Below are 20,461 nucleotides of genomic sequence, written 5' to 3' on the forward strand. Positions count from 1 at the left end.
AGCCTCGACGTCTGTGCCACCTTCTGGTGTATTCAAAAGGTGGCACGATCAGCCTTGTTTTTACTTTAAAAGGTCTTTTTGAGCGAAACCTGGAAGTTTCTTGGGTCACCATAAGTGTTGTATGTATTCGTCCCGCCGACGCGTGTGCGGTAGGTTTTGTCGAATACATTATTGACCGAAAACGTTCCTTTTAAACTGTCACTGAAATCATAGCCGACTTGCAGATCAATCAGTGCATACGAGTCCTGATACCGGACAGGTTTAGCCGCATTGTCTGAAGTTTTTGAATAAGCAACCATCCCCATGCCGAAGGTAAATTTATCGAAATTGGCATGCTGAGGTCTGTATTGCTGCCAAAGCTTAAACGAATGTTCTGGCAGCCAGTTGCTGATTGGGGTTCCCTGACCTGATGTAGCTTTAACCAGTTCAGTATGATTGTAAGTGTAGCCAGCCATGCCTTGCCATCCCGGCATGATTTCGCCGGATATTTCCAGCTCAAGACCTTTGCTTTCCGCTTTGCCAGCGTTGAGAAAATAGCCAGGATTGTCGACATCCTGGTACGAGCGATTATTGTCTTCGATGTAAAAGACAGCAGCAGAAGCTTGCAATCGACCATCGAGGAACTCACCTTTTAAGCCAACTTCATATTGTGACCCAATGCGTGGATCGAGAATGCCACCATCCGCTTTTTTTTGCGTTTGAGGTGCAAATATATCTGAATAGCTCGCATAGGCATTTATGTTGTTTGTGAGCTTGAGAATAGCTGCGGCATAGGGCGTAAATTCGCCTTTGGCCTGTGCTCCCTGTGACCAGTCTGTCGGTGTGCTCGGTAAAACGCTGCGCGATTTTGAATCAAAATACGAAAGCCGTCCACCTAACATGATGGAAAGGGGATCGAAGACGTTGATTTTGGTTTGTCCATAGACACCCCATTGGTCTTGTTTGGATCTTGTTCCACTGGTGAAGTCGCCAAATGGCTCTGGCACTGTTTGATCCGGGTGGAAAATATTACCCGTCACACTCGAATAGGTGACGCGCTTGCCTTCGGAAATCCATGACGCATAATTGGCGCCCAGCAAGACCTCATGTTCTTTGCCAAGAAACTCTATGGGACCTTGAACGAAGGCATCAAGCGATTGCCTGTCATATTTCCAGTCGTTCCACCGGCGCGCATAGGGCGCATCGCCTGATGTATTGATACCGCTTGTTGGATAGGCATCTTTGAATTCCTGATCCTGTAAACGACGGGTGTAACTGATCTTTGCAGTCCAGTTGTTATCGAAATGGTGCTCAAGTGCGCCAGAATATTCATGTGTTTGCCAGCGATTGTAAGCCCATTGCGGATAGGGGTTGGTTGAGCGCGGCACATTGATAAACTGACCTGTTGCGGCATATGCCGGAAGGCCAGAGAACGACGGCCCGTCATCATGCTGATAGGTCGCTGAGAATGAAATCATCGTCTGAGGCGAGAGGTCAAATTCAACGAAACCAGCCCCAATCCATTTCTCATCATGGGCATGATCGAAATAGAAATCTTTGTTTGTTCCGGCAAAAATCCCACGTGCACGCAAGCGCTTTTCCGCATCAATCGGCCCCGTCACATCAAGCTCAAGCCGCTTGTTGTTCCATGAGCCATAACTTGTGAGAATGGATGCACCAAATGTATCACGTGGTCGTTTCTTTACAAAGTTGACGACACCTGAGGGACTGCCCTGTCCCATCAATAATCCCGCAGGACCTTTGAGAACTTCCAACCTGTCATATAAAACCATATCGAGTTGCTGATAGCCGTTTAGTCCACCGAGTGCCGGAGCGCCATCAACCATGGATTCCGGACTAAAGCCACGTATGTAATATTGACTTTGTTCTGCACTGTTGGAGATCATTGTAACGCCTGGGATGCGGGCAAGCGCCTGATCGACAGTTGTAAGCTGCTGATCCTCGATCTGCTGTCGGGTCAGCACTGAAACCGATTGGGGAACATCAATTCTTTTGGTTGCAAGCTTGCCCGCGACAGTCACTGCATCACTGGTATAGGAACCAGTCTGATCTGTATCAGCTGTACCAGTTATAATAATTGTGTTCAGCAGAACTTCATCAGGTGTCTGTTTGTCCGTTATCTTTTTTGCTGTTTGTCCGAAGGCAGGAAGGGTCGCAAATACCACGGCAACCGCCAGCGCGCTGACAGAAGTTTTCAGAATAATTTTATACATCGCATATCCATGAGCACCTGCCTGCACGCAATATAATTGCGAGAGCAAGCGTAGTGATGTGTTCACTTGGCAAGCAGTGCTGCGTTTCGGCTCGTACAAACGATGCCAAGCTTACAAACGAAATCGCAGAGCTGTTTGGTTAAATCAAACAAGTGCGAGAATTGCAGGCGGCGCGCGCGGTGCTGCGTCATGCTTTAAGGGTTCAGAGAAAATCGCATCGTCATAAGGCATAAACCTCAAGGCTTTTTGAGGTGCTGGCTCATTATTCAGCGTTGCCGGAGCAGGCAAAATTGCGCCCGCACTCAGACGGCAGGCTTCGCAATTCTGCCCCGAATACTTAACACTAGGATGTGAATTATCACCGCCCTCCCAATCTGATATACAGATAACGGGCATGCTGCCATCTGGCAGAACATATTCAGAAAACTCTTGAAAATCAGTGCTTGCAGCAGTGAATACTGGTTGATGGGCAAAGCCGACGCAAATCAACACAGTTGCGCACAAGATTCGCAACCATGCTTCTTTAACTATCTGCCTATTTAATGCCATCGCCCTGAAATCGTTAAACTATCAAGGCGGTGCCTTTTGAGCTTCCGTCCATGATTTCCCTCTACGTCAGGAGCTTTATAGGCTTTAATCACACTTCACTTTGATTTCAAACAAACATTCCAATTTTACAGTCTGTTCTACTAAGCATCGTTTAATTTCAGTAGATTTCGGTTTAATCAGATTATTGAAACACAGCGGCGTTGACGATTGTCCGACACAAAACCATACGCTGCTAGTGAGATAGGTGCAGTGCGCTACTGAAAAATTACTCGTAGTGCGTCACGCCTTTGATGGAGTCATGTGGTTAAGCAATTTTAGTGGGGCCTTTCGTTTTAAACCTGTGTAGCCTTGATCCGGCATAATTCAATTTCGACATGGTATCGCTTGTTTACAGGTCATACCTCCGAATAACCAGAATATAAGATTTGGTTATGAAGTCATGCCCGCGTAAGGATTGATGCCCCGAATGAATAGAGCTTAAAACCTTTCTCAACTGAGGAAGGAAATTCCATGCACGATTCAACACGATGTGTTCATCACCCAGAAGTTTCACACGAAGGCTTCAAAAGTTTGGCCGTGCCGACTTACAGGGCTTCGACAATCGTCTATCCAGACGCGAAATCTTTCTCCGCTCGTGGGAAAAGAGGTTTCGACGGTTACACATATGGCCTTCATGGAACACCGACCACTCGTGTACTCGAACAGCAGCTCACATTGCTTCATGGTGGAGTACGTTCCATCCTCGTACCTTCGGGGCAGGCCGCAGCGTCTTTAATCCTGCTCACGTTCTTGTTGCCTGGTGACAAAGTTCTCATTCCAGACCATGTTTACTCGCCTGTCCGGTATTTCTGCGAAGATTATCTGAAACCGCGCGGTATAGAATACGGGGTTTATGATCCGCTTATTGGCGCAAAAATTGCTGACGAAATTGACGAAAACACCAAACTTGTCTGGATTGAATCTCCTGGTTCAGGCACGATGGAAGTTCAGGATGTACCTGCGATCATTAAGGCTGCAAAATCTAAAGGCGCTTTGACGGCATGTGACAACACCTGGGCTTCGCCTTTATTATTCAAGCCTTTGGCTCACGGTGCAGATTTTGCTGTCGAAGCTTTAACGAAGTATATTGGTGGTCACTCTGACCTCCTGCTTGGATCAATTACAGTTGCGGATATCGAACTGCGGCAAAAGATCAAATTAGTGCTAAGGGATATGGGCATCGGTGTTTCCCCGGATGAAGTTGGTCTTGCTTTGCGGGGTATTGAAACACTTGGCGTCCGGCTGCGTCATGTCGGGAAGGTCTCCGAAGAGTTTGCACAAGCTTTGCAGCAGAGCAGCGTCGTCGAACGTGTTTTGCATCCAGCCTTGCCATCGTGTCCTGGACATGAATATTGGAAACGCGACTTTGCAGGGTCTGCCGGCGTTTTTAGCGTGGTGTTGAAACCAGAAGCAGAAGCAAATCTAGAAAGCGCCATGACCGAGCTTAGAATTTTTGCAATTGGGGCATCCTGGGGCGGGACGAGAAGTTTGATTGCGACGACTGCACTTAAAGAGGAACGCACGGTTAATCCCTGGACGTCGAAGGGGATCGTTCTGCGTATCAGCATTGGACTGGAAGACGAGCAGGAACTCTGGCAGGACCTTTCGGAAATGCTTGCAAAACTGCAGTAAGCGTTCTGTGATAACGGTTTGCATCTAGCCACAGAGCGAGTATCTTTCGTTCTGTGGCTGATCTCATTTTGTATTTCTGCCTGTATCGAAATGGCGAAGCCAAAGATAATGACGGCGATATGAATTTTAGACAGATCGAAATTTTCGCTGCCGTGATGCGGGCAGGTACAGCTTCAAAAGCTGCAGAACTCCTGGGAATTACACAACCCGCTGCCAGCCGTGCATTGTCGGATCTTGAGTTAGATGTGGGTTTCACACTTTTTGACCGGGTTCGTCAGCGGTTAGTCCCAACACCAGAAGCTTGGCAGCTTTATAAATCTGTTGATGCCTCTTTCCGCGGTCTTGATACGATAAAATCGGAAGCCGCCCGGATACGGGATCAGGGAACGGGTCGCTTAAGAGTTGCGTCTCTATCGCTCCTTGGATCAACGCTCGTTCCAAAGGCTATCGCACGCTTTCGCGCCCGCCACCCGGACATTAATGTGACTCTTCATGTTTTAGGATCACGTGATGTAAGGGATCTTGTGGCGTCCGGACAATTTGATGTTGGTTTGGCTGCTGATGAAATTGACGTTTCGGGTGTTGCGCACCAATTATTTTTATCGCCCAATGCCATGATTGCGATGCCCGTGGACCATCCTTTGGCGAATAAAGAGACAATCAGACCTGTCGACATTGCAACTCATCCATTCGTTGCATACGTTTCTGAAGATAGGGCCAGACAGCGATTTGAAGCAATTCTGGCTGCTGACGGGGTTAAGCCAAACGTCGTGGTAGAAACGATTTATGCTTCGACCGTCTGTTCTCTTGTGGCCGAAGGCGTCGGAATTGGACTGGTAAGCCCATATGTTTTGGGATCACTTGACAGAAGCAAAGTGGTACTCAAGCCGTTCGAGCCGGGAGTGCAAATCAAAAGTCTGCTTATTCTTCCACCTGCAAAGCCTAAGTCGTTGCTCGTGCGAGATTTCATAACGTCCCTCATGGAAAGCCGATAAGCAATATCATAACATCTGAGCATGAAGTTATGATGCAGGTTCCCTTGTTCTGTTCGTAATCGAAAATTACGATCTCCTTATGCCAAAGACGCGTGCCAACGAAAAGAGTAACGCGCTTCTGGCCAAGGGACAGAAAAGGGGAACGTAATGTTCACAAAAAGACACCGCATTCAGAAATTGCATCTCTCCACTGCGCTTGTCGCAAGCTTAACTCTTGTAGCTTCGGTCGTTATTGCAAAAGCTGATTTCGATTCCGCTTCGATTAGCAAAGATGATGCACTTGCGAGCCGGCTGCCTGCCGAAATCAAGTCGAAGGGCACGCTGACAATCGGTTCAGATACCACTTATCCGCCAGCTGAATTTTTGGGTGGCCCCGATGGTCAAACCCCGGAAGGGATCGATGTTGATCTTGCCAAAGCCATGGCAGCTAAATGGGGCGTCAAACTTGAATTTCTCACCGCGCAGTTTGACAGCATCTTGCCAGCGATTGGTCCGCGTTATGACCTTGGAATTTCCGCTTTCACGATAACTAACGAGCGTTACAATGCTGTTGATTTTGTTAGCTATTTTAATGCTGGCAAACAATGGGCGGTTCAGGCGGGTAACCCTGCTAAATTTGATCCGAATGATCCGTGTGGCAAGATCGTCGGCACGCAGACTGGTTCCACTGGTGAAAAGGCTGTGCGCGAGTTTCAGAAAATATGTGAGGCAGCGAACAAGCCCTCAATCGAAATTGTATCGATGCCAAAGCAGACCGATCTTATCACACGGCTGATCAACGGCGCTGTTGACTCAATTTATGCTGGCTCCACCAATATTGGATATGCTGTCAAACAGACAAATGGTCAGCTCGAGACTATCGGCGAGATCACATATCCGTCTCCCAACGGCATTGCAGTTGCCAAAGGCCAAACACAGTGGTCTCAACTAGTGGCGGACACGCTGAACGCTCTGATTAAGGACGGCACATACGGTCAGGTTATGGAGAAGTGGGGCATTCAGGCTGCAGCGCTTGAGAAGGCAGAGGTCAATCCAAAGGTTGACGAATAAACGTATGGACGCCTGTCGCCTATTATTATTTAAACAGGATGCGAAATGACCTCTCCAGAAATTAAGCCAAAAATTGTGTTTAACCGACCCGTTCCTGTTAAACATTATGGACGATGGGCCCTTACCGCAGTTCTGGTTTTTCTAGCCATTGGTGTTGCGAGTAGTCTTGCGACCAATAAAAACTTCCACTGGGATATTGTGGGGCAGTACCTTTTTGATCCGCAGATCGTCAGGGGAGTTGGCTGGACTCTTGCTCTGACGGTGGTGGCAATGGCTGTGTCTATCGCTATCGCCGCCACCCTTGTCATTATGCGTGATTCCGGAAACCCTGTTCTCTCGACGTTGAGCTGGCTATGGGTATGGTTTTTCCGTGGTACTCCAGTGTACACCCAGCTTGTCTTTTGGGGATTGCTTGCGGTGCTTTATCCGCGGTTCTCACTTGATTTGCCTTTGGTGGGAACAGTCTTCGATGTCAGAACAAAAGACATCTTTACCCCCGCAATTGCAGCAATCGCCGGGCTTGCTTTCAATGAGTCCGCTTATCTTGCTGAGATTTTTCGGGCAGGGTTTAAAGCTGTCGATGAGGGACAGACAGAAGCTGCCAAAGCACTAGGAATGCGGCGGATGAAAACGATGTTTCGCATCGTTATCCCACAGGCAATGCGAATGATCATACCGCCGACCGGTAACGAAACCATAGGCATGCTGAAAACCACTTCGCTGGTTTTGGCTGTTCCCTTTGCATACGACCTTACTTTTGCAGCGAACACGATATCAAACCGGCTCTATATGCCCATTCCACTGCTAGTCGTGGCCGGCATTTGGTATTTGTCCATAACATCCTTGCTGATGTGGGGTCAGTCTTATCTCGAACGCTATTTCGGTCGCGGCGTTGATCGTTCGCAAACGACAATACTAGCGAAGGAAAGCCAATGAGTATCGAACTTTCTAAATCCCCGTCTATATGCGTGGATATCGCAGGCGTTCATAAGTTCTACGGTGCTTTTCAGGTGCTTGACGATGTAAATCTCAGCATAAGCAAAGGTGAGGTTTGTGTTGTGCTGGGGCCATCTGGTTCTGGAAAATCAACGCTTCTTCGCTGCATAAATCATCTTGAAACTATCGGTGCTGGCAAAATAACCGTTAACGGGGCCATCATCGGTTACGAAGAAAAAAAAGAACGACTTTATTGTCTGACCGAAGCTGCGATTGCCGCTCAGCGTCGCAATATTGGGATGGTCTTTCAGCGGTTCAACCTCTTTGCGCATATGACAGCATTGGAAAACGTGATGTCGGGTCCATTGCTGGTAAAAGGCCAGCACAGGATAGCGGCAGAAGTTCTCGCGAGATCGTTACTTGAACGAGTAGGGTTGCGGGAACAGGCATTGAAATATCCCTCGCAGCTTTCAGGTGGACAGCAGCAACGCGTTGCGATAGCGCGCGCTTTGGCAATGAAACCGGACCTTATGCTATTTGACGAGCCAACATCTGCACTTGATCCTGAACTCGTTGGTGAAGTTCTCGAGGCCATGAAAGATCTGGCAAAAAGTGGGATGACGATGGTCGTTGTTACTCACGAAATTGGCTTCGCCAAAGAAGTCGCGGATACCGTTGTATTTATGGATCAGGGCAGAATAGTCGAGAAGGGCTTGCCGGATGAAGTCCTCGACCGGCCGCAGAATCCGCGCACACAGGCATTCCTTTCCAGAGTGCTCTAGAAATCCGAAATTGCAGGGAATTTTACGATGCAGAAAGTCATCGATATGAAGAGCACGCGCCTGCTTGAGCAGGAAGCAGTCGAATTTGTTCAGGCGCTCATTCGAATAAGATCTGAGAATACGGGTAATCCCGAAACGATCGGCAATGGTGAGGCTGTCGCTGCTTCGTTTATTCGCGATAAACTGAGCGAACTTGGACTGAAGTCCACCTATCTCGAACCGACCCCGGGGCGAGGAAATCTCGTTTATCGTCTTAACGGCACTGATAAATCTCAAGCTGCGCTCATTCTGCATGCTCATCTTGATGTCGTGCCTGCCAATGATGAAGAATGGACTGTTCCGCCTTTTTCAGGCGAGATCCATAACGGCATGCTGTACGGCCGTGGCGCTGTAGACATGAAGAATATGGCAGGCATGATGCTGGCGATAGCTCGCGATCTGGCACGCGAAGCCATTGTCCTTCGGCGTGATGTTATTTTTATGTGGTTTGCCGATGAAGAAAACGGCAGTGTTTATGGATCACAATGGCTGACCGAGAAGGAGCCCCACCTATTTGATGACGCATCTGAAGCGATCAGTGAAGTCGGTGGCTTTTCGATTACCCTTCCGAACGGAAAGCGCGCTTATCCGCTTGCAACCGCTGAAAAAGGCGTCGCACGCGTTAAACTTACCGCCCGAGGAACGGCTGGCCACGGCGCACTTGTTAATACTGAGAATGCCATCACACGTCTGACAGAGACTGTGGCGCGGATCGGTAATCATGTCTTCCCAATTGTTCGCACTCCGCATCTCAACAAAATGCTCGATGGTTTAGGCGAGCTTCTAGGTGTAGAATTCGGTGCAGGCGACATTGATAAACAACTCGAACCGCTGGGCTTTTTTGCTTCGACGTTAAGAGCTTCACTCCGCAATACTGCCAATCCAACTATGCTTAACGCGGGCTACAAACGTAACGTTATTCCTTCATCTGCTGAAGCTGTTATCGACGGGCGCGTACTGCCAGGCGCTCAGGACGCGTTTGTGAAAGAAGTTGAATCTCTCGTTGGGCCCGATATCGATATCGAATGGACATTTGGTTGGACGATTGAATCGCCGGTCGATACGCCCCTCATGGAAAAAATGGCAGCAGCCATAAAGGCGGAGGATCCTGAAGGCACCGTTATTCCGTATCTGCTACCAGGTGGAACCGATAACAAGCTTCTGTCAAAGATTGGGATCAACGGCTACGGTTTTGTGCCGATGAAAGTCCCCGCTGACTTCGACGTTTGGGGATTGTTCCACGCGGTTGATGAACGTGTGCCTGTCGACGCTCTGCAATTTGGTGCTCGCGTTTTCCGGCGTTTATTGTCTGAATGTTAATGTGAAATTATAAGATGGCTCTTTTCGCTCCGCTTCGCAATCGTGACTTCGCGTCGGTCTGGGTCGCCTACAGTCTTTCAATAGCTGCAACGACTGTTCTACCAACGGTTCTGACATTGTGGATACTGGATTGGAACCAAGGCGTCGGGGCCCTTGGCATTGCATTGTCGGGGCGAACTTTCGGTTTTCTTGCAGGTGCTCTGATTGGCGGCAACGTAGCTGATCGGTTTGACCGAAGGAATGTACTTGCGATAGCCTGTCTCATAAGAGGGGGGGCTGCGCTCGCTATTGCCTGGTTAACTGGAAGCAATCTTATTGCAGTAACGGCATGCCTCTTTTTGGCGGGAAGCGGCGAAGGTGCATTCCGAAGCGCTTATCAATCTATCATGCCGGATATTTTGCCAGATGATCTTTTGCAGCCGGGAAACGCACTGTCGACGTTGAGTGGCCGCATTATACAGACTGCCGGACCGATGCTCGCTGTGATGCTCTATGCAGTGACAGGCGTTTATATCGTTATAACTCTCGCCTCTATCGGCTGGATAGCTGCATCTCTTATCATTTTTTCTGGTGTCAGATCTGTGCCTATGACCAGAGAAAATCACACTCCCTCAGAAAGTCTACTTTGTTCCGTGCGGCAAGGATTTTCGGAGGCAAGGAAGCATCGATGGTTTCTTGCCGGAATTTTTGCATTGCTGGTTTGGTTGGGTATCGGGAGCAGTGCTCAGCAACTTTTGCTTCCGATCATTAGCCGAGAAGCACTGGGAGGTAACAGTTTTATGGGTTACGCTCTCGCATCCTATGCAATTGGAGCATTAGTTGGTGGTATTATATTAGCAAAGTGGCGGACGAAATACGCAGGCCTGCCAGCATTTATAGGACTGGCTCTTTATGGCCTTGTTCCTTTCGCGCTGTTATCCCAATCGACCCACTTGATCGTTGTTGCGTATTTTCTGGGTGGTTTTGGCATTGAACTATTCAATATCCCCTGGTTTACGGCGATACAGAGAGAGGTTCCAAGACCATTTCTAGGTCGTGTAACATCGATCGATTTTCTGGTTTCGTACGGCGCTGCCCCTTTGGCGCTGGCTTTGATGCCGTTGTTTATAAACATTGTTGGGCAAAATATAACGCTGACAATTGCAGGCTGTCTTGTCGTTTCAGCCCCAATTCTGGCACTATTTACGCCAGGAGCGCTTCGCCTGAAGGATCCAAACTTGCTGACCAGAAACAAGGCTGCTGATAACCACTCGTGAGTGGAAATCTGACAAATAAAGTTACACAACATGAGGCTTAGAATGCGCGCATCATCCCCTTCAGTCGCAGACGCAATGTCAGAGCACTGGAACAACCGGGCACATCGGTTCAATGGTTCAGCTTCGCATGTTCGCCACGAAAAGGATTGGCTCAACTTATTCTCAGAGGTGCTTGGTCCGAATTCTGTTGATGTTGTTGATCTGGGTTGTGGCACAGGTGCCTGTTCGCTTTTACTGGCAAAGCTCGGTCATCGTGTTACTGGCGTCGATGGCTCACGGGAAATGTTGCGGCTTGCATCTGAAGCCGCTGACGATAGTGATCTTGATATCTGGTTTATACAATCAACCATGGATGACGCGCCGCTCGCCGACGAAAGTGCGGATGTTGTCACTCTGAGAAATGTTATATGGACGCTTGAAAATCCCGCAGGCGCAATCGCTCTTGCACAACGCATCCTTCGACCGGGTGGCAAAATTATTCTATCCGACGGGATGTGGTTTGAGCACCGCGAAAACGACAGTTTCGAGCTTTTTGGTGCTAACCTACCGTTCTACAACGGTGTGACGCAAGATGATGCGCTTAAACTGCTTTCACTTGCAGGCTTTACAGGTTCAAAAGCCTGGCAGGATCTGTTCCCTCTGCATCCGTATGGCACGGTTTACGATGATGATACCAAACTAATCAGATACTTTGTACTGAGTGCATTCAAGCCGGAATGATGCGCTACAGGTCCTTGCCCTGAACGACCGATTAATCTAGCTTTATGGTGTCGGTTCCCGTGAGGGACGAAGAGGGAATTCACAGTAGTTCTGACTACTTAATGAAGCTGCCCCCGCAACTGTAAGCGGCTAGCCTTTCTCACTATCCACTGGGTGTTAAGCCTGGGAAGGAGAGCAGGGCACTGATCCGTCAGTCAGGAGACCTGCCGACGAAAAATGAACTTATCGTCGGCGGGGTGTCCGGGGAATGGCAGTCTGCAACACATCAATTTTGGTGTCGTTTTCAGTTGGCTCCATCCTCAGCGTTTCTCCGGCTAATCTGGTCGGGATTGGAACCAATGAAGTCACTTAAGATTGTTTCGCTTTTCGCTATTGCAGCATGTGCATTCTCATCTCACGCGTATGCGGCTGAAACACAGTATCCTTTGAAATTAAGTAATTGTGGACAGGATATCAGGTTTGACAGTGCGCCAGAACGCGTAGTCACTATCGGCCAGTCAACGACGGAATTGTTATATGCGCTTGGGCTTGGCGACAAAGTCACAGGCACTTCCGTCTGGTTCAACGAGATTCTTCCAGATTACAAAGAAGCAAACAGCAAAGTGGAACGGCTTGCCGACAATCATCCGAGCTTTGAGAATGTTGTTTCAAAAAAGCCCGATTTGGTAATGACCCAATTTGAGGTTCATGTCGGGCCTCAGGGGGTGGTAGGAAACCGCTCCCAGTTCAACGATCTCGGTATAAATGTTTATGCAATGCCTGCTGACTGTGTGGGCAAGGACAACCTTATCGGTGGAGATGGCGCGCGAAAGACGGCTTTTGATATCGTGACGGCTTATCAGGCTATCGATGAGTTTTCGGAGATATTCAACGTTCAGGAGCGCGGCGCTGAACTGAAGAAGCAACTTCAGGATCGGATTGCTGCTGCAAGCCAGAAGGCAAAAGTTGCTGAGGGCAAAAATATCTCGGCAGTTTTTTGGTTCTCAAGCCCTGATGTTGAACTCGATCCGTTTGTGGCCGGTCAGAAAGGCATACCGGGCTATATCATGAAGACCCTTGGAATCCGCAACGTTGTTGAAACGGATGAGGAGTGGCCATCGGTGGGCTGGGAAACAATTGCTAAGGCGAACCCCTCAATCATCGTTCTCGCACGGATGGACCGGCGCCGGTTTGAGGCAGATGATTATGAGGTGAGGCTCAATTTTCTGAAAACCGATCCGGTTGCGCGGGAAATGGATGCAGTGAAGAATAACAGAATTGTTATTGTAGATGCTCATGCAATTCATGCCGGTATCCGGATCCCGGTTGGCATTGAAGCAGTCGCCGACGCGGTCGAACAGCTTAACTGATATGCCCATGAAACAGATATTGTTTAAGGCGTCACTTACAGCAATCCTCATTGCCTGCGGCGCAGTTTCTGTAGGGGCTGAGACCTTCGAGGTCAAAATGTTAAACGGAAATGCCACAGGCGGAATGGTCTTCGAGCCGGACTACCTGCGCATTACACCAGGCGACCGTGTGAAATTTGTCGCAACGCAGCGGGGACATAACGCTGCCAGTATTGCAGATTTTTATCCGGAAAGTGCTGAACCGTTTAAAGGAAAGATCAACGAGGAAATCGAAGTCGTTTTCACGGAAGGCGGCTTTTATGGGATAAAGTGCACTCCTCATTACGATATGGGTATGGTGATGCTGATCCAGGTGGGTGAGCACCCGATAGCAACTTTAGCTCTTCCCAATAAGTTGCCCAAAAGCGCGCATGCGCGTTTCAAAGGTATCGCTGAACGATCACAAAACCAGAAATGATATGCAACTTGAAAGGCTCCCTTCGTAAGGGGAGCCTGAGCTATCTTTTGAAGGATAGTTTGTATTTTTTTGAGATAGGGAGCAGTCTTGGATTCAACTGATAACTATAAAATTTTCGTTAAAATCGTCGCGCGACAATCTCTTTAGCTGCTTGAGAGGTTTCACTGACGAAGCCAACAAACATGTCTGCCATCATTTGATGCACGGGTTCAGGAGCGGTGGCCGGCGTACCAGCATTATAGGGCGGTTCTGGTGAATATTCCGCCATCAGCTGCACGCCTTGAGCATAGAAATCATCACGAAGCTGTGCAACGACTGTCAGACCGAGATCCATTCCAGCAGTGACGCCTGCACCCGTTAAACGGTTGCGATTTATGACGACACGCTTATCGACTGGTACGGCTCCGAATTCTTTCAACAGATCCCGTGCGCCCCAGTGTGAAGTTGCGCGATAACCTTTTAGCAGGCCAGCGGCTCCAAGAACCAGAGAGCCTGTACAGACTGACGTTATAAACTTTGCTTTTTCTCCTCGGTCTGCGACGAAGTCCAGCGTTTTGTCGTCTCTCATCGCAGCGAGTGTTCCCGATGATCCACCGGGAATGCATATTACATCGAGTTCTTGTGGACATTCATCAAACGTTGCCGTTGGCATTATTGTCAAACCATTGTCTGACACAATCGGATCACGTGTTTTGGCAACAAGATGCACCTTCGCACCCATGAGGGATGCGAAGGTGTAGTGTGGAGCGACCATGTCGAGAGCGGTCATTGCTGGATAGATCAAAATTGCAATCTGATCGTTCTTTACCCAGCCATCAGGCATTGACGACATGTCATGAGGAATTGGTTTTGGTTGCTGGTCTCTGTGGGAAGTAGCTTCATTCTCCTGTGCAGATACCGATGATGTTGAAACGATTGCTGAAGCTGCGGCCAGCGTTGCCGCCGCAAATTGTCGACGTGTCAAAGTCATGGTTTGCTCCTTAAAGTTTAAAGCCAAGTTGAGCGTAAAGTGTGCGCGGTGCGCCCGGTGCAACCTGACCACCAAACCAGGTGTATGGAGTGAAGTATTTTTCGCCAGTGACGTTCTGGACAGAAAGTGAGGCGCGCATTTTCTCGTTCTCGTATCCGATCTTGGCGTCGATTGTGAAATACCCGTCAGTCTTCCAGTCATATGGAGCGTTAATTGTCTGATCAGAGGCCGCATAGATGCCTGCACCTGCGCTCCAACCGGGCATGAAGTCAGGACCAAACTCATAATTTACCCAAATCCGACCGGAGTGTTCCGGCACCATCGGAACGCGCGTATCTGCTGCCACAGTGCTGGTCGCGTCAATGAACTTCGCATTCGTATAACCATAGCTCGCGAGAACGCTCCAATTTGGGGTGTACTGATAGAGAATATCCGCTTCAAACCCACGAGATCTTTGCTCTGACACTCCTCCAACGCCGGGAGAAATCTGGTAGGGAACGTTTTCACGATCAATCTGGAAGACTGCCAAAGTACCTGTCAGCGTGTCATCGACATTAAACTTAATTCCAGATTCAATACTTTTGGAAAGCTCAGGTTCTGGCTGACTGACGAAGGTCGAGAACGGTACCCATTTCATCCCCTCACTGTAATTAGCGTAAACCGAAAGCCCGTCGAGTACGTCAACCATAACGCCGGCTCTTGGAAGAAACTTTGTCTTTTCGGTTTTGTAGTTGACCGGCGTGCCGCTCGACAATTCGTCGTAGCTGACATCCAATGAACCAAATCGGCCGCCTAACAGAACGTGCATACGGTCATAGATTGAGGATTGAAGCTGACCATAAATGCCTTTGGTGACATAGTTGACGTCAAAGTCAAAGAACGCCATTCCATCGACACCGATGACCGGCCGCGTATATCTCGGGAAGATTGGGTTCTCCAGATCGACAACGCCCGGTACGAGCCCCATCGTCATGAAGCCTTTGTCGGTTGTACGCGCATAGTCGGCACCAAACAGCAGCACATTCTCCGTTGGTCCTGCACTGAACTTCGCCTGAACTGTGGGATTAATGCTAAATTCCCGCTGTTCGTCAAAATGCTCCATATTATTGACGTCAAATGTCGACGGCGGTATTGCCGGAAACCCTCCGGTACCAGTCGGGTCCATCAGTGCTGCCTGTGCCAGCTGATTAATCTCAGACTTGCTCCAGCGCGCTTTTATGTTGGTGGACCAGACGTCGTTAAATTCATGGTCAAAAGTTGCTGTTACGCCGTGTTGCTTCGCGTGACTCGGCTCAATGCCGGGATCTCCGAAAAACAGCCGATCATCAAAGCGAACATCGCCCAGGATTGTTCCATAGACGGGTACGCCCGGATATGCCTGTTGCTTGTGATTGGACATGAATGCCTGGATTGTCAGCGAAGTAGTGTCATTGTTGGTCAGTGTCAGTGTGGGATTGAGGCTGTATCGTTTGCTTTCCAGGACATCGATGAAGCTGTCGGCTCCGGTATATTCGCCCGTCATACGGAACAGGGCGGTACCGTTTTTGTTCAATGGCTGGTTAACATCAAAATATGGGCTCCAATAACCGTAACTACCGATCCTGCCTCCAATTTCATAGCTGGCCGTATTGGATGGAAGTTTGGAAATAACGTTAACGACGCCACCCACGGGCGCTCCTGCGCCGCCGCCATAAAGGATCGCATTAGGGCCCTTTAGAACTTCGATGCGTTCGACGTTGACCAGTCCGTCCCGATCACCGGCTCCGAATAGATTTCCCGGATATCCATCCGTCAACCGCTCCGCGCCAAAGCCGCGAATACGCATTGGCACTTGTTCAACATTTCCGATACTGCGTGTATCTTGCGGCTGAACGTTGCTGACATTTTTGAGCGCTTCGCTGACAGAATTAGTGCTCTGGTCATCAAGCAGTTTCCTCGGAATGACCTGAATGTTCTGTGGAATGCGCTCAATCGGTGTAACTGTCTTTGTCGCAGACGCCGCGGTGAGAGCACGATAACCCTGAACGTTACCGGCGGTCGTTTCCGTTATTCCTTCGCCGCCTATAGCCTCAATAATGATTGGTTTTAGAATTGTGTCTGCTTGCTCTTGCGCAAAAACAGGTGTGGTGAGTGCTGTTGATACAGCGAGCATTAATTTAATCCGACGCATGGATGTGGTTCCTCAAAGAGCGCTATCTAAAACGCTCGAAATGCAGGTGGATGATGTGTTTATATGACGGGTAAACTCGAAGAGATTTTAGCCGTACCAGAGACCTAGTCTTTGACTGGATTCAGGCCCGCGATTTTCGTTTGACCCGCGCTCGCTCACGCGTTTGCGTGTAAAGCCAGTCAAGAACCAGCATCACAACCAGAGACGCACCCACCAATGGAAATATGATTCCACCAATGACGAGGATTAGCAAAAGTCCCCTGAAGACGCGTCTGTCGTTTGGCATTGGAGGAACGCCAAGTGAGCCGTCAGGACGACGCTTCCACCACATTATCCCTGCAGAAACGGCCAGAAGAACAATCCCCGCACAAGCAATTGCCAGAATGATCTGATTAGCCAAACCAAATTGCTGTCCCATATGGGTATTAATGCCCCATTCAAGCGCTTTGCCCAATGGACCATAATCGGCATAGCTCATATCGATCAGGATGTTGCCCGAATATTGATCGAGATGAACAACGCGTTGTTGAGACATGTCGTCTGGATAAACGGATCCGGTGAACACGCCCGTTGGTGTCGTAGGGATATTGACCGCATAGCCGTGGTGAAGTCCGAGTTTATCAAACTCATCAACGGCTTTATCGAGACTGATAGGTGCACCACCATGGGTATTCTGGGGCGACAAGGGTATTTTGGCCTGCTCAAGCGACCAGCTCGTCTTTGCGATATGATCAAGGTGCTCGTCTGACATTGGTACCGCAACACGAACGCCCGCCGGGTATCCAAAACTGTTGCCATTGGCCCATTCATTGACTTTTCCACCCCAAACACCTGACCAGGGCATGCCCGTGATCGCCAGGAAAACAATGAAAAAGCCGACAAACAGGCCTGTTACAGCATGTGTATCCCGCCAGAATACTCGCTTTGATGGCGTACCGCGCACACTGACCACTCCACCACTTTGTTTGCGTGGCCACCAAAGATAGATGCCGGTGCCGACGAGAAGTATTGCCCAGCCGCCAGCAATTTCGATAGCCGTGCGAGCGTATGAGCCGAAATATTTGAGACTATGGAAGTATCGGATGGTCCACATCACTGTGCCGCGATCTGGAAGAGAACCAAGAACTGCTCCTGAGTAAGGATCCACGTAAACGGCGATCTTTCCACTCTCAGCCGTATTGACTGTAACTTCGACAGAACTGTCGGGCGTTGCTGGATCAGTGAATTTGATCGCCGTTCCAGGAACAGCCTCTACTGCCGCCTCGACCATTGCTGTAGGCGTTGCCTTTGCAACGCTTTCCTGAATTTCAACGCGTTTGAGATCGGCGTGGATAATTGCATCAAATTCGTCTTTAAAGAGATAGAGTGCACCTGTGATTGCAAGCGTAATCATAAATGGCAGAACGAGCAGGCCGGCGTAAAAATGCCAACGCCAAACGGCGCGGTAAAGATCGGATGATGCTGACGTAGAACGTGCAGCACCCTCTCTTGGAAGAGTAGCTTCAGTCATAGAATTCTCCTGAACATCATGAGGCGCATCGCGCCAGGTGATTTAAACGTCAGGAAAAAATGGTGGTGCTCTCGCTTCGGAGTGGTAGTTTTCCGATATCGCTACGCTATTTGTCTTAAATGAATATCGGATCCGCGAGGAAATCAGCGGCTTTTGTACGACGGGAATGAAGTCCGGCGTAAGCAAAGCCTGCAATGCACCCGATGCTAATCGGCATAAGGAGGCGCAGGGGCAATCAGTCATTTTTTGCGGAGACTGGCCATCATCGCCTTGCGTGAAAGCGTGCGCCGCTCCATCGGTAGAGCAGATTACTCCGAATATATTTTCGTATTCAGTATCGGCCATAGCACTACGGCTAAAACCGGACAGCATGCCTTGAAGCATCAGGAACGCACAGATAATGGCGATAAATGTTGTCGCTATCTGATTGTCCCGTAATGATCGCCTTAATGCTCGCATAGGTACGCTCTGCCACAGTGCCGACATAATGTCACTGCGACAGAACAAACAAGGAGACGAGTTCTGCTTGCTGTTGCGATTTTCTCACGTTAGTGTTTGCTCGACAAAGTCGCAGTTCAGTGGCTAATAACCGGTGCTGAGCGTTCTGGAGGGGCAATGAAACGTAGGAAGCATCATCTAAGCGCTTACGTCGCTTTTATTGCTGCCTGCGTACTTTTCATGCAGTCTTTCTTCGCGGCTTACGCGAGTGCAGGCGTTGCTTCCCAACCAATATTGGATGCTTTTGGCAATCCTTTATGTATAACGAGCTCGTTGACAGAGCCGGATGGCAAAGAGCCAGTTCATTCGAAACTGCCAAATTGTTGCACTTTCGGATGTAGCAGCGTTTCACCCCTATTACCCGCGCCAGACAGTGGTCAGATAGTTGCTCTTACGGCTCGTTTTGATGACGCAGCCGTTTCCTTTCAACAAACAGGGTTCTTTGGTCATCCAACCACACGCGACCCCGGTCGTCCTCGAGCACCTCCGCAGATTGATATTTAAGTTAAATCGCTAGACTTAATTATAGAACGCGCAGTTCAATTTGATCTGCGCTCAATCGGAGCTATCAATATGTCACGTTCGTTTTCAAATTCGTTCGCTAGTTTTCTTGAAGCCCACCCAGCACTTCGTTTCCGTTCTATTGAAGAAAAGATTGGTATTGCCTCCTTGGCTTTGCTGACATTGTTTGTTTTCACGCAGCCCTTATTTGCGCATGAGTTTAAAAAAGGGGAATTGGAGATCGTTCATCCCTGGTCACGCGCAACCCCTGAAGGTGCTAAAGTCGCAGGCGGTTACCTTGTGATCAACAATCACGGCAAGCAAGCAGACAGACTGATCGCTGCCACAGGCGAAATCGCGGGAAAAACTGAAATACATGAAATGAAGGTCGATGACAAAGGGATCATGACCATGCGACCTTTGTCTGATGGTCTTGAAATTCCTGCAGATGGTAAGGCAGAGTTGAAGCCTGGTTCGTATCACATCATGTTTATGAATTTGAAACACGGTCTCAAAGAGGGTGAGAAGTTCAAGGGCTCACTGACTTTCGAAAAGGCAGGCACCGTGGACGTGGAATATGCTGTCAATGCTATGGGCGGAGCCAAGAGTGACGCACATGATCACAGCAAATCGGGTCATAGTTCGGACGATCATTCTTCCCATTGAATGATTAATCAGCTGACATTCTAACATTCGCACGGCGGCGTTCGGACGGACTTAAATCCGAACCGCCGTCGCAAGTCTGAAAAGAAATACTCAGAGCGTTGGAATGTCCACAAGTTTCAAAGTTTTCAGAAATGACAGAATATTGTTATTTCTTCCGGGTTTAAAATCATGATCAAAAAACTACTTCCGATCTTAATTGGATTATCGATGGTGGTCATAGTGGCTGCTGCATCGATCAATCATTACATCGACAAACAAGCTGCAGGAGAGCCATTTGGCGGACCTCTCAAACTTGTCACGATGAATGGAGACGCGTTCACAGAGCAGGACTTAAGATCGACCCCGGCTGCTGTGTTTTTCGGCTTTACACATTGTCCGGAGGTTTGCCCAACAACGTTGTATGAGCTCGACGGTTTAATGAATGATTTGGGAGCTGATCGGGACAAGTTGAAGGTCTACTACATCACAGTCGACCCAAGCCGTGACACAACGGAGATTATGAAAACCTATGTTAGCAATGTTTCCAGCCACATTATGGGTGTAAGCGGCAGCGAAGCAAACATTGAAGACGCTATTAAGAGTTATAAAATTTACGCTGCTAAAATACCGCTTCAGGATGGTGATTATACAATGGACCACACGGCCTCTATATTTCTGTTAGAAAAGGGAGGCCGCTTTCATGATATAATAAAGTATCAGGAAGACCACGATGTCGCTCTGCGAAAAATGCGAGACTTAATCGCACTGCCAAACAATTCGTAGATGGGCCTAGACTAAATTTATGAGCGACTTAATGAGATAGCTGATCT

At 48.9% G+C, this 20,461-nt stretch carries 19 protein-coding genes and 1 riboswitch; of the genes, 13 read left to right on the plus strand and 6 right to left on the minus strand.

Going from position 1 to position 20,461, the window contains the following annotated elements; translation table 11 throughout:
• Positions 1-65: 65 nt before the first annotated feature.
• Together WH356_RS10610 and WH356_RS10615 are read right to left on the minus strand one after the other, a co-directional pair.
• Positions 66-2,213, minus strand: coding sequence for a TonB-dependent siderophore receptor (locus WH356_RS10610; protein WP_339510564.1), 2,148 nt, complete (start codon positions 2,211-2,213; stop codon positions 66-68).
• A gap of 144 nt (positions 2,214-2,357) precedes the next feature.
• Complete coding sequence (locus tag WH356_RS10615) at positions 2,358-2,609, minus strand: hypothetical protein (RefSeq protein WP_339510566.1); 252 nt, start codon at positions 2,607-2,609, stop codon at positions 2,358-2,360.
• Positions 2,610-3,272: 663 nt separating this feature from the next.
• Here WH356_RS10615 and metC point away from each other — a divergent pair.
• The 10 genes from metC to WH356_RS10665 all read left to right on the plus strand — a co-directional run bounded on the left by metC (position 3,273) and on the right by WH356_RS10665 (position 13,337).
• Positions 3,273-4,433, plus strand: a complete 1,161-nt coding sequence (metC, locus tag WH356_RS10620) for a cystathionine beta-lyase (protein ID WP_339510568.1) — start codon at positions 3,273-3,275, stop codon at positions 4,431-4,433.
• Between the two features lie 53 nt (positions 4,434-4,486).
• Entirely contained in the window at positions 4,487-5,428 is a 942-nt protein-coding gene (locus tag WH356_RS10625; protein ID WP_339510570.1) for a LysR substrate-binding domain-containing protein, read from the plus strand.
• 147 nt (positions 5,429-5,575) lie between these two features.
• Positions 5,576-6,478, plus strand: coding sequence for an ABC transporter substrate-binding protein (locus tag WH356_RS10630; protein WP_339510572.1), 903 nt, complete (start codon positions 5,576-5,578; stop codon positions 6,476-6,478).
• A 45-nt stretch (positions 6,479-6,523) separates the two neighbouring features.
• The gene (locus WH356_RS10635) at positions 6,524-7,414 is read left to right on the plus strand and encodes an amino acid ABC transporter permease (RefSeq protein ID WP_339510574.1); all 891 of its coding nucleotides are present in this window, start codon (positions 6,524-6,526) and stop codon (positions 7,412-7,414) included.
• Positions 7,411-8,196, plus strand: coding sequence for an amino acid ABC transporter ATP-binding protein (locus WH356_RS10640; RefSeq protein ID WP_339510576.1), 786 nt, complete (start codon positions 7,411-7,413; stop codon positions 8,194-8,196). Before WH356_RS10635 ends, WH356_RS10640 begins: the two co-directional genes overlap by 4 nt.
• Before the next feature lie 27 nt (positions 8,197-8,223).
• Entirely contained in the window at positions 8,224-9,555 is a 1,332-nt protein-coding gene (locus tag WH356_RS10645; protein ID WP_339510578.1) for a M20/M25/M40 family metallo-hydrolase, read from the plus strand.
• A gap of 14 nt (positions 9,556-9,569) precedes the next feature.
• Positions 9,570-10,811 (plus strand): MFS transporter, encoded by a 1,242-nt coding sequence (locus tag WH356_RS10650; protein WP_339510580.1) that lies wholly within the window; start codon positions 9,570-9,572, stop codon positions 10,809-10,811.
• Between the two features lie 42 nt (positions 10,812-10,853).
• On the plus strand, positions 10,854-11,531 hold the full coding sequence (locus tag WH356_RS10655) for a class I SAM-dependent methyltransferase (protein WP_339510582.1): 678 nt from the start codon (positions 10,854-10,856) through the stop codon (positions 11,529-11,531).
• 34 nt (positions 11,532-11,565) lie between these two features.
• Positions 11,566-11,756: riboswitch (cobalamin riboswitch) on the plus strand.
• A 113-nt stretch (positions 11,757-11,869) separates the two neighbouring features.
• Positions 11,870-12,880, plus strand: a complete 1,011-nt coding sequence (locus WH356_RS10660) for an ABC transporter substrate-binding protein (protein WP_339510584.1) — start codon at positions 11,870-11,872, stop codon at positions 12,878-12,880.
• Between the two features lie 7 nt (positions 12,881-12,887).
• Positions 12,888-13,337 carry a pseudoazurin gene (locus WH356_RS10665; protein WP_339510586.1) on the plus strand — a complete coding sequence of 150 codons (450 nt, stop codon included), beginning with the start codon at positions 12,888-12,890 and terminating at the stop codon, positions 13,335-13,337.
• Between the two features lie 118 nt (positions 13,338-13,455).
• On the opposite strand, the gene WH356_RS10670 is transcribed toward WH356_RS10665, so the two are convergent.
• The 4 genes from WH356_RS10670 to WH356_RS10685 form a co-directional block, all read right to left on the minus strand.
• The gene (locus WH356_RS10670) at positions 13,456-14,307 is read right to left on the minus strand and encodes a DJ-1/PfpI family protein (RefSeq protein ID WP_339510588.1); all 852 of its coding nucleotides are present in this window, start codon (positions 14,305-14,307) and stop codon (positions 13,456-13,458) included.
• Positions 14,308-14,317: 10 nt separating this feature from the next.
• On the minus strand, positions 14,318-16,459 hold the full coding sequence (locus WH356_RS10675; RefSeq protein ID WP_339510590.1) for a TonB-dependent siderophore receptor: 2,142 nt from the start codon (positions 16,457-16,459) through the stop codon (positions 14,318-14,320).
• A 139-nt stretch (positions 16,460-16,598) separates the two neighbouring features.
• Entirely contained in the window at positions 16,599-17,987 is a 1,389-nt protein-coding gene (locus tag WH356_RS10680) for a PepSY-associated TM helix domain-containing protein (protein WP_339510592.1), read from the minus strand.
• A 42-nt stretch (positions 17,988-18,029) separates the two neighbouring features.
• Positions 18,030-18,473, minus strand: coding sequence for a DUF2946 family protein (locus WH356_RS10685; RefSeq protein ID WP_339510594.1), 444 nt, complete (start codon positions 18,471-18,473; stop codon positions 18,030-18,032).
• Positions 18,474-18,602: 129 nt separating this feature from the next.
• On the opposite strand from WH356_RS10685, the gene WH356_RS24050 reads away from it, so the two are divergent.
• The 3 genes from WH356_RS24050 to WH356_RS10695 all read left to right on the plus strand — a co-directional run bounded on the left by WH356_RS24050 (position 18,603) and on the right by WH356_RS10695 (position 20,414).
• Positions 18,603-18,989 carry a DUF2946 family protein gene (locus WH356_RS24050; RefSeq protein WP_445253653.1) on the plus strand — a complete coding sequence of 129 codons (387 nt, stop codon included), beginning with the start codon at positions 18,603-18,605 and terminating at the stop codon, positions 18,987-18,989.
• Between the two features lie 69 nt (positions 18,990-19,058).
• Positions 19,059-19,652, plus strand: coding sequence for a copper chaperone PCu(A)C (locus WH356_RS10690; RefSeq protein ID WP_339510596.1), 594 nt, complete (start codon positions 19,059-19,061; stop codon positions 19,650-19,652).
• Between the two features lie 171 nt (positions 19,653-19,823).
• Positions 19,824-20,414 carry an SCO family protein gene (locus WH356_RS10695; RefSeq protein ID WP_339511157.1) on the plus strand — a complete coding sequence of 197 codons (591 nt, stop codon included), beginning with the start codon at positions 19,824-19,826 and terminating at the stop codon, positions 20,412-20,414.
• Positions 20,415-20,461 lie beyond the last annotated feature (47 nt).

This window comes from Ochrobactrum sp. MYb379, from assembly GCF_037479515.1.
Lineage (GTDB): Bacteria > Pseudomonadota > Alphaproteobacteria > Rhizobiales > Rhizobiaceae > Brucella.

Coding starts and splice junctions, on each gene's coding strand:
- WH356_RS10655 (WP_339510582.1), top strand. CDS start 10,854: ATGCGCGCATCATCCCCTTCAGTCGCAGACGCAATGTCAGAGCACTGG.
- WH356_RS10610 (WP_339510564.1), bottom strand. CDS start 2,213: ATGTATAAAATTATTCTGAAAACTTCTGTCAGCGCGCTGGCGGTTGCC.
- WH356_RS10670 (WP_339510588.1), bottom strand. CDS start 14,307: ATGACTTTGACACGTCGACAATTTGCGGCGGCAACGCTGGCCGCAGCT.
- WH356_RS10675 (WP_339510590.1), bottom strand. CDS start 16,459: ATGCTCGCTGTATCAACAGCACTCACCACACCTGTTTTTGCGCAAGAG.
- WH356_RS10690 (WP_339510596.1), top strand. CDS start 19,059: ATGTCACGTTCGTTTTCAAATTCGTTCGCTAGTTTTCTTGAAGCCCAC.
- WH356_RS10680 (WP_339510592.1), bottom strand. CDS start 17,987: ATGACTGAAGCTACTCTTCCAAGAGAGGGTGCTGCACGTTCTACGTCA.
- WH356_RS24050 (WP_445253653.1), top strand. CDS start 18,603: ATGAAACGTAGGAAGCATCATCTAAGCGCTTACGTCGCTTTTATTGCT.
- WH356_RS10615 (WP_339510566.1), bottom strand. CDS start 2,609: ATGCCCGTTATCTGTATATCAGATTGGGAGGGCGGTGATAATTCACAT.
- WH356_RS10640 (WP_339510576.1), top strand. CDS start 7,411: ATGAGTATCGAACTTTCTAAATCCCCGTCTATATGCGTGGATATCGCA.
- WH356_RS10650 (WP_339510580.1), top strand. CDS start 9,570: ATGGCTCTTTTCGCTCCGCTTCGCAATCGTGACTTCGCGTCGGTCTGG.
- WH356_RS10635 (WP_339510574.1), top strand. CDS start 6,524: ATGACCTCTCCAGAAATTAAGCCAAAAATTGTGTTTAACCGACCCGTT.
- WH356_RS10665 (WP_339510586.1), top strand. CDS start 12,888: ATGAAACAGATATTGTTTAAGGCGTCACTTACAGCAATCCTCATTGCC.
- WH356_RS10685 (WP_339510594.1), bottom strand. CDS start 18,473: ATGTCGGCACTGTGGCAGAGCGTACCTATGCGAGCATTAAGGCGATCA.
- WH356_RS10660 (WP_339510584.1), top strand. CDS start 11,870: ATGAAGTCACTTAAGATTGTTTCGCTTTTCGCTATTGCAGCATGTGCA.
- WH356_RS10645 (WP_339510578.1), top strand. CDS start 8,224: ATGCAGAAAGTCATCGATATGAAGAGCACGCGCCTGCTTGAGCAGGAA.
- WH356_RS10630 (WP_339510572.1), top strand. CDS start 5,576: ATGTTCACAAAAAGACACCGCATTCAGAAATTGCATCTCTCCACTGCG.
- metC (WP_339510568.1), top strand. CDS start 3,273: ATGCACGATTCAACACGATGTGTTCATCACCCAGAAGTTTCACACGAA.